Source organism: Streptomyces sp. NPDC048291 (genome assembly GCF_043201715.1).
In the GTDB taxonomy this organism is placed as follows: Bacteria; Actinomycetota; Actinomycetes; order Streptomycetales; family Streptomycetaceae; genus Streptomyces.
Genome location: NZ_JBICZC010000009.1, coordinates 78780 through 93612, shown reverse-complemented (window position 1 = coordinate 93612; position 14833 = coordinate 78780). Strand labels below are relative to the sequence as shown.

The following is a 14833-nucleotide window of genomic DNA, read 5'->3' as shown; positions in this document are numbered from 1 at the left end:
ACGCCCCTCATGTACTGGCGCGGCCCGCACCCACCCAATCCCCCACGGCGCGGGCCGCGCCGCCCCGCGCGAACTGTTACTAGGAGAGGGCATGGCCCCGGGTACGAACGACAAGCAGCCCGCCGAGACGAAGGACGACGAGCGCGTCACCGCCCTGCGCCGGTTCGCCGCCGCGGGGCGGAACTGGCGCCGGGCCCAGCTCGCGGGCTCCGCCGTGCTGATGGCCATCGCGCTGACCGGCGGGGCGATCGCCTTCGGGTCCACCGGTGACGGCGGTACGGCACCGGTCGCCACGTCGAGCGCGGTGGACCCGGGGATGCTCGCGAGCGGGGACCTCGACACGACCATCGCCTCCCTCCAGGCCCATCTCCGCACCCAGCCGAAGGACTCCGACAGCTGGGCCACCCTCGGCCTCGCCTACGTCGAGCAGGCCCGCACCAAGGGCGACCCGTCCCGCTACCCGCAGGCCGAGAAGTCCCTCAAGCGCGCGCTCCAGATCACCCCGCACAACGACCAGGCCCTGGCCGGCGAGGCGGCGCTGGCCGCCGCCCGGCACGAGTTCGCCCCGGCGCTCACCTACGCGGACCAGGCCCTGAAGCAGAACCCGTACAGCGCGAACGCCCTGTCCTCCCGGATCGACGCCCTGGTCGAACTCGGCCGCTACGACGAGGCGAGCAGGGCGGCCGACCTCGCCGACCAGCGCAAGCCGGGCGTACCGGTGTTCACCCGGTTCGCGTACGTCCGGGAGCTGCGCGGTGACGTGAAGGGCGCCCGGCAGGTGCTGGAGCAGGCCCTGTCGACGGCCACCTCGAAGGGCGACATCTCCTACGTGGCCGCCCAGCTCGGTCTGCTCGCCTGGAACCAGGGCGACTACAAGACCGCGCAGGACTACTACGCCCGCGCCCTGGCCTCCGACGACACCTACATTCCGGCGCTGGAGGGCCGGGCTCGGGTCCAGGCTGCGCTCGGCGACCGGGCCGACGCGATCAAGGGCATGGAACTGGTCGTCTCCCGCTATCCGCTCCCCCAGCAGCTCGTCGAACTGGGCGAGTTGTACGAGGACCGCAACGCGGAGGGCGACAAGGCGAAGGCCGAGGACCAGTACGCGCTCGTCGAGGCCTGGATCGCGCTCGCCCGCGCCAACGGCGTCAACGCCGACCTCGACACCGCCCTCGCCGCCGCCGACCACGGCAACAAGGCCGAATCGCTGAAGGCCGCCCGCGCCGAGTGGGCCCGCCGCCACACCGTGCACACGGCGGACGCGCTGGGCTGGGCCCTGTACGTCAACGGCGACAAGAAGGAAGCTCTGCGGTACGCCCGGCAGGCCACCGCCACCGGCTACCACAACGCCTCCTTCACCTACCACCTCGGCATGATCGAGCTGGCCAACGGCGAGAAGGCGGCCGGCCGGGCCGCGCTCACCAAGGCCCTCAAGCTCAACCCGGGCTTCTCTCCGCTGGGCGCCCGTACGGCCCGCAAGGCGCTGGAGGACTCGAAGTGAACCTGCGCCGGATCGCCGCCGTCTTCACCGTGGCCTGCGCCGTGACGCTGCTGTCCGCGACGGGCGTGAGCGCGCACCCGCTCGGCAACTTCACCGTCAACAAGTACGACGGTCTCGTCGCCGCCCCCGGGCAGCTCCGCGTCGACCACGTCGAGGACCTCGCCGAGATCCCGGCGACCCAGGCCAAGCCCGACCTGAAGCGGCTCGGCACCGCCAAGTGGGCCGAGCAGCGCTGTACGACCGCGGCCGACGGCAGCAGGCTCACCGTCGACGGCCGTGCGACCCCGCTGACCGTGCGGACCAGCCACGCCGAACTCCGCCCCGGACAGGCGGGCCTGAACACCCTGCGCGTGGAGTGCCGTTTCACCGCGCCCCTCCCCAAGGGCACCACCGTCACCCTCGCCTTCCACAGCGCGGGCGCCGACACGGGGCCCGGCTGGCGGGAGATCACGGCGCGCGGCGACCGGATGACGCTGACGAAGTCGGACGTACCGACGGCGTCGGTCTCCCACGAACTCACCAGCTACCCCAAGGACCTGCTCTCCTCGCCGGCCGACATCACCGCCGCCGCCGTCCACGTGCGGCCCGGCGGCCCGGCCCTCGGCCAGGAGCGGCAGGACACCCCGGGCGCGGAGATCCTCCCCCGGGGCATCGACCGCTGGACCCAGGCCCTGACCGACCTGGTCGCCCGCAACCACCTCACCGTCGGCTTCGCGGTGCTCGCGCTCTTCATCTCGATCGCCCTGGGCGCGATGCACGCCCTCGCGCCGGGCCACGGCAAGACCCTGATGGCGGCGACGGCAGCGGCCCGCGGTGGCCACGCCCGGCTCCGCGACGTGCTCCCGCTGGCCGCGTCGGTCACGGTCACCCACACCCTGGGCGTGGTCGCCCTCGGCGTGCTGGTGACGGCGGGCTCGGCGGCCACCCCGTCGGTGATCGCCTGGCTGGGCATCGCGAGCGGCCTCATGGTCCTGGCGGCCGGCGCGAACCTGACCCGCAGGGCCTGGCGGAACCGGACCCACGAGCAGGCACACGCCCACGGCCACCACCACGACCACGACCACCACGAGGCGCCCGAGCAGCGGGTGCCGGCCCTGGTGGGAGCACACGAGCACGAGCACACCCGTGCCCACACGCACGACCACGGGCACACGCACGGCCACGGGCACGACCACCCTCATGACCACGACCACGCTCATGGCCACGACCACGGCGCCCAGCCGCACTTCCTGGCCGCCCGGTCGCCCGAGGACGACGGCCGGCCCGCGTCCCACTCAGCCCGTCCGGCGTTTGAGGACGAGGCCGTTCAGGCCGGAGGGGGGTCCGGGGGCGCAGCCCCCGGTGACGCCCACGCCAACGGGCACACGCACACCCACGGCGGCCACACCCACTCCCACCCCACGGCGCCCACCATCCGCGGCACCATCCTCCTCGGCTTCGCCGGCGGTCTCGTCCCCAGCCCCTCCGCCGTGGTCGTGCTCGTCGGCGCCGCCGCCCTCGGCCAGGCCTGGTTCGGGCTGCTGCTCGTGGTCGCCTACGGTGTCGGTCTCGCACTGACGCTGACCGCCGCCGGGTTCGCCGTCGTCAAGCTGGGTACGGGAATGACTCGGGTGATGGACAAACGCCCTCGCTGGACCACCCACCCCATGGCGGCGCTGGTCCGCAGGACCATTCCGCTCGTCTCGGCACTCGTGGTCGTGGCCCTGGGCGCCGGACTGGTGCTCAAGGGGGCCGCATCCGCACTTCTCTGAGTTACGTTTGTGATGAATTCGCGCGAGCTGCCGTGGGGGGCACCCGTGACCGAACAGCCGGGCCGTGAGCGAGTGATCGCGGGCCGCTACCGACTGCTGGCCCCGCTGGGCGAGGGTGGCATGGGCACCGTGTGGCGGGCCCGCGACGAGGTGCTGGGCCGTGACGTCGCCGTCAAGGAGGTGCGGGCGCCCGCCGGGCTGCCCGGCTCCGACGTCGAGCGGATGTACGCCCGGCTGGAGCGCGAGGCGTGGGCCGCGGCCCGGGTGGCGAACCGCAACGTGGTGACGGTGTACGACGTGGCGATGGAGGGCGGACGGCCCTGGGTCGTCATGGAGTTGATCCCGGGCGTGTCCCTCGCCGACGTGCTGGAGGCGGAGGGGCCGATGTCCCCGCAGCGGGCCGCGGGCGTCGGCGCCGAGGTGCTGTCCGCGCTGCGGGCCGCGCACGCGGCCGGCGTGCTGCACCGGGACGTGAAGCCCGGCAACGTGCTGCTGTCGAACGACGGCCGGGTGGTGCTCACCGACTTCGGGATCGCCACCGTCGAGGGCAGTTCGGCGCTGACCATGACCGGCGAGGTGATCGGCTCACCGGAGTTCCTCGCCCCGGAGCGGGCGCTGGGGCGGGCGTTCGGCCCCGAGTCCGACCTGTGGTCGCTCGGCGTGCTGCTGTACGCGGCGGTGGAGGGCGCCTCGCCGTTCCGGCAGGACACCCCGCTCAGCACCCTGCGGGCGGTGGTCGACGAGGAGTTGCCGCCGCCGTACCGGGCCGGACCGCTCACCCCCGTCATCGAGGGGCTGCTCCGCAAGGACCCGGCCGCGCGGATCTCCGCCGAACAGGCCGAGCGCGACCTGCGGCTGGTCGCGGCCGGGGGCACTCCGGGCACCGCCGCCACCGTCCCGGTCCCGGGGCCGTACGAGGCGCCGACCCTCGTCGCCCGGCAGACCCGGCCGTTCTCCCCCACGCCCCCGTTGCCCACCCCGGCGGACACCCGGCCGCCCGTCTCCGACCGCGGCGGCAACCGCAGGGCGGGCACCGTGCTGCTCATCGGCCTGGTGCTGGTCGCCCTCGCGCTCGGCGGGCTGACGTACGCCCTCCTCAATCACGGCAACGGCAACGACGACGGCGGCGGCAACGCCGGGGCGAGCCAGTCGGCCAGCAACCTCAGCTCCCCGGCGCCCAGCCGGAGCAGCGGTACCGCGTCCGAGTCCCCGTCGGCGTCCGAGAGCAGCAGCGCGCCCCAGCAGAGCGTGAAGGTCAGTGTGACCGGATCGCGCACGGACTATTCGGGGTCCTGTCCGCCGTCGACGGCGCAGGCGCCCACGTTCACGGCGACGTTCACGGTGGGGAGCGTGCCCGAGGACGTGCAGTACCGGTGGGTGCTGAAGAACGGGAAGCTCGACGACCAGGGCTGGAAGACGCTGTCCTTCCCGGACGGCGGCGGGCGGACCCGGCAGACGGGGGTGACCGTGACGACCTGGTCCGACAGCGGGACGCTGAACGACGCGATCGCCGTCGAGGTGCGCAGCCCGGTGGAGACGACGTCCAACTCGGTGCCGTTCTCGGTCACCTGCACGAAAACGACGGAGACCCCGACCGACGGGGCCTCCGCTTCGCCTTCGTCATCGAGTTCGTACTAGAACGTCCGCACTAGAACGTCTGCACCAGAACGTTCATACGGGAACTCAGGACGCGTTGCTGGTCAGCGCCGGCAGGTAGCCGCCGGACTGGCCGGCCGCGGTGGGGTGGTACGACTCGGTGATGTCCAGCCAGTTGACGCTGTGCAGCCAGGAGCTGCCGGAGCAGATCTCGTGGCTGGAGAACGCGGTGCGGACGTCGCCGAAGGCGAAACCGTGGTCGGCGGCGCGCTTGGCGATCGCGGTGTCGATGTAGTCGGCGGCGTTGTTGATGGCGGTGCGCTTGGCCGTGGAGAGGCCGAGGCAGGTGGTACCCAGCAGGTAGAAGCGGGGGTAGCCGAGGACGACGACCTTGGCGTTGGGGGCCTTGGCGCTGATCGCGTCGTACACGTTGTCGAGCTTGCCGGGGAGCGTGGAGTCGACGTACGCCTCCGCGGTGCTGATCCGGGACAGGCAGGTGCTGTCCGAGCTGAGCACACAGGTCGTCATGACGTCGGCGAAGCCCGCGTCGTTGCCGCCGATGGTGACGGAGACCAGGGCGGTCGAGGAGCTGAGCGTGCCGAGCTGGCCGGAGAGCACGTCGTCGGTGGTGGCGCCCGAACAGGCGAGGAACGAGAACGAGGACGGGCTGTGGGCGGCGTTCCACAGGTAGGGGTAGGCGTTGGTGCTGCGGTCGCAGCTGCCGCTCGAACTGATGTAGCTGCCGGCGCCGACGCCGGATGCGTACGAGTCGCCGAGCGCCACATAGCCCCCGGTCGCGGCCTGCGCTTCCGTGGCGGCCGCCCCGGTGAGGGCGAGGCCGGTGGCGAGGAGGAGTGAAGTCACGTATGCCGTAATTCGGGAACGTCTCATGGAACCTCCCTTTAGCAGGATCTCTGCCATAACTGGCGTACCAACTACGCGTGTTGATGGGAAGTGTCCATGCCAAAACTGTTCAGGATCTCAACCAGTCCTCACCGGACCGATCCTGTGCGTTCCCGGTGCGTTTGGTTGCGTGTCCATGACAGCTCTGTGACAGGTCGTCAACTCCCTTGTTCTTTGCCCGGGGAAAACCGATTCTTTACTCGGTCCAGGAGCGGAACGCGACGCTCCCGGTCCGTGTGCGCGAAGCCGCGCGCACACCCCCACACGCGTGCGCCGACCCGGGCGCACGCTGCCTATGAGGAGGACTCCCTCGTAATGGCACATCTGCGTATCCAGAAGCTGCGGTTGGCCGCCGTCACCACCGCGGCGGCCGCCGCCCTCGTCGGCGGACTCACCGCACTCCCCGCCCAGGCCGCACCCGCCACCGGCAGGGTGCTGCACGCCGGCTCCCCCACGGCCGTCAAGGGCAGCTACATCGTCACGCTGAAGAACGGCGCGGGCCTCAAGGCCTCCTCGACCGCGGGCAAGGGCCTGGTCAAGGAGTACGGCGGCACGGTGAAGAAGACGTTCGGCACGGTGCTGAACGGCTACTCGGCCAGGCTCTCGGCGGCCCAGGCCGCGAGACTCGCCGCCGACCCCGCGGTGGCCGCGGTCGAACAGGACCAGACGGTCCGCCTCACCGACACCACCCAGTCCAGCGCCCCCTGGGGCCTGGACCGCATCGACCAGACGAGCCTTCCGCTGTCCGGTACGTACACCTACCCGGACACCGCGGGCAGCGGGGTGACCGTCTATGTGATCGACACCGGTGTGCGGATCACCCACACCCAGATCAGCGGCCGTGCCTCCTACGGCTACGACGCCGTCGACGGCGACACCACCGCCTCCGACGGCAACGGCCACGGCACCCATGTGGCGACGACCATCGCGGGCTCCACGTACGGGGTCGCCAAGAAGGCGAACATCGTCGCCGTACGGGTGCTGGACAACAGCGGCTCCGGTACCACCGCAGGAGTGATCGCGGGCATCGACTGGGTGACGTCGAACCACACCACCCCGGCGGTCGCCAACATGTCGCTCGGCGGCTCGGCCTCCACCTCGCTCGACACCGCGGTCGCCAACTCCATAGCCGGCGGCGTCACCTACGCGATCGCGGCCGGCAACAGCAGCGCCAACGCCTCCTCGTACTCGCCGGCCCGGGTCTCGACGGCGATCACCGTCGGCGCCACCACCAGCTCCGACGCCAAGGCCAGCTACTCCAACTACGGCTCGGTCCTGGACATCTTCGCGCCCGGCTCGTCGATCCTGGCGGGCTACAACACCAGCGACACCGCCACCGCCACCCTGTCGGGCACCTCCATGGCGACCCCGCACGTGGCCGGCGCCGCCGCCGTCTACCTCGCGGGCCACACCTCGGCCACCCCGGCCCAGGTCGCCACGGCCCTGGTCGGCGGCGCCACGTCCAACGTGCTCACCAGCGTCGGCACCGGCTCGCCCAACAAGCTCCTGAAGCTCGTGTCGTAACCGATCATCGGAACGCACCGAAATCGAGCGACTTGTTCCCCGGAGACAACAGGTGTCTCCGGGGAACGGTCATGTCCGGAGACCTGCTTGACGCCCCGCGTTCGGCTGCGCGACATTGAAGCCCGGCATCCGACGCCTTGGGGGGCAAAGTCGGTCATGCAGACCATACGTCTCAAGACATCGTCAACAGCGGGTGAACGGGCACGACCAGGACCGGGGAGGGACCTGGGGCCCCTGCTCGCGGGGGCCGCGACGGCCGTCGCCGGGACCGGTGCGCTGCTCGCGCTCATCGACTCGGGCTCGGCACTGCGCGGGCCGCTCGCGCTGTTCTTCCTGCTCGCCGCGCCGGCCGCGGCGATCGGTGCGGCACTGCGCGGACTCGATCCGCCGGCCCGCGCGCTCACCGCGCTGGCGGGTGCCGTCGCCCTGGACATGCTGGTCGCCCAGGGCATGCTCGCCACTCACCACTGGTCGTGGCGCGGCGGAATCGTCGCCGTGGCCGCGATCAGCGTTCTCCTGCTTCTGCTGGTACTCATGCGACCGGTGGAACGCATTCTCAAACGGATGTCCCGGCGAGCCGGGAAAATCCGTTCGAGCTGAAGAACCCTGAAGAACAAGGTCGGCCAAAGTTTCGTAACGGCCAAACCAATAAAAACGTGAGGACCAGTTCCCGGACTTGCCATACTGGCCCAATCGTCAATACCGTCATACATCTCACCCGCATCGGATCGTCATCAAGCGGCTCTAGGGGAGGGCTCAAGGACCGCGACGTTCCGGAGCGGGGCGCGGTAGGGGGGTGCCGTGCTCGGTGACCGCAATGACCACTTTCGTTTCTCGTGTGACCACTGTCGTTTCCGAGTCGTGCCGCGCGACCGGCTGCCGTTCGTCGGCAGACCGGGCAGATTTACCAGCTCACCTGCGAATACGGAGATCCTTTTTCCGTGTCAGGGGTGAGAAGAACCCCCCTTTCGAACCGGACACCAAAGCGGGCCGCCCAAGGGGCGGGCGGTCCACCGGACGAGAGGGACAAGACTCGTGAGTTCTGTTCTACGTCAGCCGACTTCGGGCCAAGATCCGTTCATGGCCACCGAATACCGGCCGATCTCCTCCCACCTGGCGATCACACCGCCGGTGAGCGTGGTGATCCCCGCCATGAATGAGGCGGAGAATCTTCCCTACGTCTTCAAGACACTTCCCGGCTGGATACACGAAGTGGTTCTTGTGGACGGTAATTCCACCGACAACACCGTGGAAGTAGCGCGGGAGTTGTGGCCCGACGTGAAAGTCGTCGAACAGAGTGGCAAGGGCAAGGGAGATGCCCTCATCACCGGGTTCGAGGCGTGCACCGGCGACATCATCGTCATGGTGGACGCGGACGGCTCGGCCGACGGCCACGAGATCGTGTCGTACGTCTCCGCCCTGGTCTCGGGCGCCGACTTCGCCAAGGGCTCGCGCTTCGCCAACGGCGGCGGCACGGACGACATGACCTTCATCCGCAAGCTCGGCAACTGGGCGCTGTGCACGGTCGTCAACCGCAAGTTCGGCGCCCGGTACACCGACCTCTGCTACGGATACAACGCGTTCTGGCGGCACTGCCTCGACAAGATCGACCTCGACTGCACCGGCTTCGAGATCGAGACCCTGATCAACATCCGGGTGGTCAAGGCCGGCCTGAAGGTGCAGGAGATCCCGAGCTACGAGTACCTCCGCATCCACGGCACCAGCAACCTGCGGGCCGTACGCGACGGGCTGCGGGTGCTCAAGGTGATCCTGAAGGAGCGCTCCAACCGGCGTGACCTGCGCCGGCAGGTACGACACTCCCCGATGCTCACCACGGGCCAGGGAGAGTCGTCTTGAGCGATCCCGACATCTCCGTCGTGATCTGCGTGTACACCGAGGACCGCTGGGAGGACATCCTCGCGGCGGTCTCCTCGGTGCGCGCGCAGTCGTATCCGGCGCTGGAGACCCTGCTGGTCGTCGACCACAACCCGGTGCTCCTGGAACGGCTCACGAAGGAGTACAAAGAAGCCGCTGACGTGCGGGTGCTCGCCAACGCGGGCCCCCGCGGCCTGTCCGCCGGCCGCAACACGGGCATCGCCGCCTCCTACGGCGAGGTGATCGCCTTCCTCGACGACGACGCCGTGGCCGAGCGGGACTGGCTGCGCCGCTTCGCCGAGGGGTACGCCGACCCGGAGGTGATGGCGGTCGGCGGCCGGACCATGCCGGTCTGGGCCTCGGGCCGCCGCCCGGACTGGTTCCCGGAGGAGTTCGACTGGGTCGTCGGCTGCACCTACCGGGGGCTGCCGGCGGGCCGCGTCCGGGTCCGGAACGTCCTGGGCGGAAACGCTTCTTTCCGGCGAACGGCCTTCGACGCGGCGGGCGGTTTCGCCACCGGCATCGGCCGCGACGGCGACAAGCGCCCGCTGGGCTGCGAGGAGACGGAGCTGTGCATCCGGCTCACCCGGGCCCGCCCGGACGCCGTGCTGCTCATCGACGACCGCGCGGTGATCCACCACCGGGTCCCCGAAGTCCGTGAGCACTTCGGGTACTTCCGCACCCGCGCCTACGCCGAGGGCCTCTCCAAGGCCCTGGTCGCCCGCAGTGTGGGCGCCGGCAAGGGCCTGGAGTCCGAACGCCGGTACACCACACGTGTGCTGCCCGCGGGGGTCGCTCGTGGCCTGCGGGACGCACTGCTGGCCCGGCCGGGCGGCGCGGGCCGGGCGGGCGCGATCGTCGCCGGGGTGCTGACGGCGGCCGGCGGCTACGTGGTGGGGAGCGTGCGGGCCCGGCGGAGCGGGGCGGCCTTCACCGTCGCCGGGATCGAGGGCGGACCGGGCGACCGGCCGGCCCCCGCCGACGGGGGTGCCGCATGAGTGACATCCCCGTCCCCATCCTCATGTACCACTCGGTCGCGACCTCGCCCAACGACGCCACCCGTGCGCTGTCGGTGGCGCCGGAGGCGTTCGCCGAGCAGATGGCGCTCGTCGGCGACCTGGGCCTCACCCCCGTCAGCACCGCGGATCTGTGCGCGGGCTGGCGCTCCGGCGGCCCGCTCCCCGACCGGCCCGTCCTGATCACCTTCGACGACGGCTACGAGGGCGTGCACCGGCACGCCCTGCCCGTGCTCGCCAAGCACGGCTTCGTGTCCACGCTGTTCGTCTCGACGGGCTGGATCAGGGGCGCGTACGACACCGGAGGCGGCCTGGACGCCATGCTCGACTGGGACCAGGTGCGCGAACTCGCGGGCACCGGCTGCGAGATCGGCGGGCACAGCCACACCCACCCGCAGCTCGACCAGCTGGACGACGACCGGCTGCGCACCGAACTGGTGCGCAGCCGGGAGATCGTCACCGACGAACTCGGCGCACCGCCCTCGTCGTTCGCCTACCCGTACGGCTACTCCAGCCGCCGGGTCCGGCAGGCCGTGCGGGACGCGGGGTACGCCCAGGCGCTCGCCGTCGGCAACGGCCTCGCCCGCCGCCGCCAGGGTCCGTTCGCGCTGCAGCGTGTCACCGTGCGCCGCAGTACGGACGCCGCGGAGTTCGCCCGGCTGCTCGAAGGCCGTTCGATCGCCCGCAACTTCGCCAAGGACCGTGCCCTCACCAAGGGTTACGCCGTTCTCCGCAGAGCACGCCAGGTCCGCCGGAAGGCCATCCGTTCCCGTGTCTGACACGACCACCACAACACAGGTCAACACATCCGACACAGCGGCGCCCGAGCAGTCGGGGCGCCGCCTTCGCCTGCCGGGACGGGGCGGCTCGGCCGGCGGCAGTCCGCTCTTCCGGAACGCCTACGCGCTGATGCTGAACACCGGCATCTCCGCCGTCCTGGGCCTCGGCTTCTGGCTGGCCGCGGCCCGCTACTACTCCGAGTCGGCCGTCGGCCAGGGCTCCGCCGCCATCGCCGCCATGAAACTCCTCGCGGGACTCACCGCGGTGACCCTGACCGGTGCCCTGGCCCGCTTCATCCCGGTCGCCGGACGCCGCACCGGCAAGCTCATCTTCCGTACCTACGCGGGCAGTTCGCTGATCGTGGCGCTGGCGGCCGGGGTCTTCCTGATGACGCTGGGCGTGTGGGGGCCGTCGTACCGGTTCCTGCACGGGCCGCTGCCCGGGCTCGGGTTCGTCGTGGCGGTGATCGCCTGGAACCTGCTCACGCTCCAGGACGGGGTGCTGACCGGGCTGCGCAACGCGCCCTGGGTGCCGGTGGGCAACACCGTGTTCTCCGCCGTGAAGCTGGCGCTGCTCGTCGCCTTCGCGGCGGCGGTCCCGGTGGCCGGCGTCTTCGTCTCCTGGGTCGCCGCGATCGCCACCTCGTTCGTGCCGCTGGGCTGGCTGGTGTTCCGGCGCCTGGTGCCGCGGCACGTCAAGGCGACCGCGGACCACGCCAAACCGCCCACGCTGAAGGAGATCAGCAGGTTCCTGGCCGGCGACTACACCGGTTCGCTGTTCTCCCTCGCCGTGGTCTACCTGGTCCCGGTCATCATCGCCTCGCAGGTCAGCTCCGAGGACAACGCGTACTTCTACATCACCACCACCATCGGCGGCACCACCAACCTGCTCGCCATCAACATGGGCGCGTCGCTGACCGTGGAGGGCTCGCACGACCCGGCGCGGCTCGCCGCCAACACCCGGGCCGCGCTGAAGCGGATGGCCCGGATCATGATCCCCATCTGCGCGCTGCTGTTCTTCGGGGCGCCCTGGATCCTCGGCGTGTTCGGCCCCGGCTACGCGGACGCGGCGACCCCGCTGCTGCGCTGGTTCGCGGTCGGCGCGCTGCTCCGGGTCGTGATGGAGACGTACTTCGCGGTGCTGCGCGCACAGAGCCGTACCGCCGGCCTCGCCTGGTTGCAGGGCCTGCTGTGCGTGCTGGTCCTTGGGCTGACCCTGCTCCTGCTGCCCCGGATGGGGCTGACCGGCGCGGGCGTGGCCGAGATCTCCAGCCTCGCGGTGATCGTGACGATCGCGGCGCCCCGGCTGTGGCGGACGCTCCGGGCCGCCCAGGCGGAGATCCCCGAGGACACGGCACCGGACGGCGACCTCGCCGACCTGGGGGCCCGTGAGGTCCCGGTCGCCGCGGCGCGCAGGCGGGGCCCGGCGTGGGCGCTGGACACCGACACACTCGCCCTCGGCATCCATGTGGACTTCGACCATGTGGAGCGGCGCCCGGACGTACGGCCGGGACCGGGAACTCCGCCCACGGGTACGCCCGTTGTCCGACCGGACGACCGGCCGACGTGGGCGCTCCGGCCGGCACGGAACCCAGGGCTGCCGGTGGAGGAGAGAGAGCCGCACGCGGAGGCCTCGCTCGGGCCTGCCGAGGCCTCGCTGCTGAGGGAGGCGGAAGTCGACGCGCCGTTCGGGAAAGCGGTCGTACCCGAGGAGCCGGGCGTGCCGGGCGCACCGGACATGCCGGATGTGCCGGATGTGCCGGGCGAGGCTCCGGCGGAGTCCGCGCCCGCGCGCTCGCTGCGGGAGCGGCTGACGCCCACCCGCTCGGGGGTCGTCCTCGGCTGTCTGCTGGTCGCCGCCCTGCTGCTCTACTGGGTGCCGGCGGCCCGGCTCGACGACGCCGACCTGGACCGGATGGGCGGGCTCGGGCTGGTCTCGGTGCTGCCGCTGCCGACGCTGGTCGGGGCGGGCCTGCTGGTCACGGTGTTCGCCGCGCTGCTGTGGCTGCGCCGGGAGCACAAGGCGCTGCTCCTGGTCACGCTGCTGGCGACGGTCGTCTCGCTCCATGCCCTGCCCGCCGTGATCGAGACGGAACCGCGTTTCCCGACCGCCTGGCAGCACCTCGGCTTCATCGACTACATCGACCGCACCGGCTCGGCGGTACCGGACCTGGACGCCCGCTGGAGCTGGCCGGGCTTCTTCGCGGCGGCCGCGTTCATCGGCCGGGCCTGCGGGGTCACCGACTTCACCGAGGTCATCCGCTGGTGGCCCACGTTCATCCAACTCGCCTATCTGGCACCGATGTTCCTGCTCGTACGGTCGATGCGGGCGAGCTGGCGGGCGAAGTGGACCGGCATCTGGTTCTTCGTGCTGTGCGGCTGGGTCGGCCAGGACTACTTCTCCCCGCAGGGCTTCACCTACCTGCTCTATCTGATGTTCGTGGCGATCCTGCTCGTCTGGTTCCGCGCCCCGCACGTCGTCTGGGCAAGGTTCCGGCCGGGCGAGGCGGAGGTCGAGCCGACGAACCGCCGCCAGCAGGCCGTGCTGCTCATGGTGCTGATCGGCCTGTACGCGGCGACGGTGCCCGCGCACCAGCTCACCCCGTTCGTGATGCTGGGCGTGCTGGCGGTGCTGGTGCTGATCGGCAGGTCCGAACTGCGGGGCCTGCCACTCCTGTTCGGGGTGGTCGCGGCCGTCTGGCTGGGTTTCATGGCCGAGCCGTACTGGTCGGGTCACTTCAACGAGCTGTTCGGCGGGGTCGGCGGGGTCGGCAGCAATGTCTCCACCTCGGTCTCCGGCCGTATCCAGGGCGGCAGTTCGACCCACAAGCTGGTGCTGTACGTCCGGGTCCTGCTGGCCGGGAGCATGATGGCGTTCGCCGTCTGGGGCTGGTGGCGCCGCCGCTTCCACAAGTACCGCGAGCGTTCCCTGCTGGTCCTGACCTTCGTCCCGTTCCTGGGCTTCGGCATGCAGTCGTACGGCGGCGAGATGGCGCTGCGCGTCTTCATGTTCGCGGTGCCGGGCGCGGCCCTGCTGGCCGGGCTCGCCCTGTTCCCGCGTACCGGGGCCACGGCGAAGGAGCGCGAGAAGGACAGGGTCAGCCTGGCTCCGGTGGCCGCGCTCATGGCCGGGCTGCTGCTCATGGGCGGCTTCCTGGTGGCCCGTTGGGGCAACGAGAGCTTCGAGCGGGTCCGGCCCGGCGAGGTCGCCGCCATGGACTACGTCTACGCCCACGACAAGCCGACGGTACGGCTGCTGTGGCTGAGCAACGACACCGTCAACGACGTGACCCCGGCGATCCCCTGGGGCGCGAAGGACATGGAGCGGGTCGACTACCTGCCGACGCTGGCCCCGACCGACCCGGTGCTGGTGTCGAGCCTGGTCAAGGCCCTGAAGGACGCGGGTCCGAACTCGTATCTGATGATCAACAGGAGCCAGGTGACCTATCTCCGGATGGACGCCGGGTACTCGGCGACCTGGGAGAGCCGGCTGGTCCGGAACCTGGACGACCGGCAGGACCTGACGAAGGTCCTGGTCAACGACGACGTCACCATGTACACGCTACGCACACGGCCCGCGGGCGCGGTGGCGAAGCCGGATCCGGGGCCGATCGGGCCGCGGGTCACCTGGACGCCGTGGTCGGTGATCGGCGGTCTCGCCGCCGTCGCGCTGATCCTGCTGCTGGCGGCGCGTGAGGTGGTCCGGGTGGCGGTCCGGCCCGGGGTGCGTCAACTGCGGTGGCTGCAAGGCAGCTTCTGGTTCTCGCTGCCGCTGCTGGCGGTGCTGCTGGCCTCGCTGGCGCAGCGGTTCCTGACGATCAAGTGACCTCAAGTGACGGGGTCGAAGTGGCTCACCCGGTGCAACCGGTACACCCGGTTCACCTGGTG

Annotated in this window: 10 protein-coding genes; 9 read left to right on the top strand and 1 reads right to left on the bottom strand. The window is 71.1% G+C overall.

What is annotated here, in order from left to right:
- The first annotated feature begins 91 nt into the window (after nucleotides 1-91).
- From ACGF5O_RS24480 to ACGF5O_RS24470, 3 genes are read left to right on the top strand one after another with little or no spacing between them, the layout of a single operon-like run.
- Entirely contained in the window at nucleotides 92-1501 is a 1410-nt protein-coding gene (locus ACGF5O_RS24480) for a tetratricopeptide repeat protein (RefSeq protein ID WP_393812013.1), read from the top strand.
- On the top strand, nucleotides 1498-3252 hold the full coding sequence (locus ACGF5O_RS24475; protein WP_393812012.1) for a nickel transporter: 1755 nt from the start codon (nucleotides 1498-1500) through the stop codon (nucleotides 3250-3252). Before ACGF5O_RS24480 ends, ACGF5O_RS24475 begins: the two co-directional genes overlap by 4 nt.
- A gap of 45 nt (nucleotides 3253-3297) precedes the next feature.
- Nucleotides 3298-4890: a serine/threonine-protein kinase gene (locus ACGF5O_RS24470; RefSeq protein WP_393812011.1), complete on the top strand. Its 1593-nt coding sequence runs from the start codon at nucleotides 3298-3300 to the stop codon at nucleotides 4888-4890.
- A 45-nt stretch (nucleotides 4891-4935) separates the two neighbouring features.
- Here ACGF5O_RS24470 and ACGF5O_RS24465 read toward each other — a convergent pair whose 3' ends face one another.
- Nucleotides 4936-5739, bottom strand: coding sequence for an SGNH/GDSL hydrolase family protein (locus ACGF5O_RS24465; RefSeq protein WP_393812010.1), 804 nt, complete (start codon nucleotides 5737-5739; stop codon nucleotides 4936-4938).
- Nucleotides 5740-6066: 327 nt separating this feature from the next.
- Here ACGF5O_RS24465 and ACGF5O_RS24460 point away from each other — a divergent pair, with 327 nt between their 5' ends.
- From ACGF5O_RS24460 to ACGF5O_RS24435, 6 genes are all read left to right on the top strand, one after another.
- Nucleotides 6067-7275 carry a S8 family peptidase gene (locus tag ACGF5O_RS24460; protein ID WP_393812009.1) on the top strand — a complete coding sequence of 403 codons (1209 nt, stop codon included), beginning with the start codon at nucleotides 6067-6069 and terminating at the stop codon, nucleotides 7273-7275.
- A gap of 156 nt (nucleotides 7276-7431) precedes the next feature.
- The gene (locus ACGF5O_RS24455) at nucleotides 7432-7875 is read left to right on the top strand and encodes a hypothetical protein (protein ID WP_393812008.1); all 444 of its coding nucleotides are present in this window, start codon (nucleotides 7432-7434) and stop codon (nucleotides 7873-7875) included.
- Nucleotides 7876-8310: 435 nt separating this feature from the next.
- Nucleotides 8311-9132 (top strand): glycosyltransferase family 2 protein, encoded by an 822-nt coding sequence (locus tag ACGF5O_RS24450; RefSeq protein WP_393812007.1) that lies wholly within the window; start codon nucleotides 8311-8313, stop codon nucleotides 9130-9132.
- Complete coding sequence (locus ACGF5O_RS24445; protein ID WP_393812006.1) at nucleotides 9129-10148, top strand: glycosyltransferase family 2 protein; 1020 nt, start codon at nucleotides 9129-9131, stop codon at nucleotides 10146-10148. Before ACGF5O_RS24450 ends, ACGF5O_RS24445 begins: the two co-directional genes overlap by 4 nt.
- Nucleotides 10145-10945: a polysaccharide deacetylase family protein gene (locus ACGF5O_RS24440; RefSeq protein WP_393812005.1), complete on the top strand. Its 801-nt coding sequence runs from the start codon at nucleotides 10145-10147 to the stop codon at nucleotides 10943-10945. Before ACGF5O_RS24445 ends, ACGF5O_RS24440 begins: the two co-directional genes overlap by 4 nt.
- A complete protein-coding gene (locus ACGF5O_RS24435) occupies nucleotides 10938-14771 on the top strand; it encodes a lipopolysaccharide biosynthesis protein (protein WP_393812004.1) in 3834 nt (1277 codons plus the stop codon). The genes ACGF5O_RS24440 and ACGF5O_RS24435 overlap by 8 nt, the downstream gene beginning before the upstream one ends.
- Nucleotides 14772-14833 lie beyond the last annotated feature (62 nt).

Bases quoted from the DNA above. Each gene is read 5' to 3' on its own strand.
- ACGF5O_RS24440 (WP_393812005.1), top strand. From the start codon at position 10,145: ATGAGTGACATCCCCGTCCCCATCCTCATGTACCACTCGGTCGCGACC.
- ACGF5O_RS24480 (WP_393812013.1), top strand. From the start codon at position 92: ATGGCCCCGGGTACGAACGACAAGCAGCCCGCCGAGACGAAGGACGAC.
- ACGF5O_RS24455 (WP_393812008.1), top strand. From the start codon at position 7,432: ATGCAGACCATACGTCTCAAGACATCGTCAACAGCGGGTGAACGGGCA.
- ACGF5O_RS24465 (WP_393812010.1), bottom strand. From the start codon at position 5,739: ATGAGACGTTCCCGAATTACGGCATACGTGACTTCACTCCTCCTCGCC.
- ACGF5O_RS24460 (WP_393812009.1), top strand. From the start codon at position 6,067: ATGGCACATCTGCGTATCCAGAAGCTGCGGTTGGCCGCCGTCACCACC.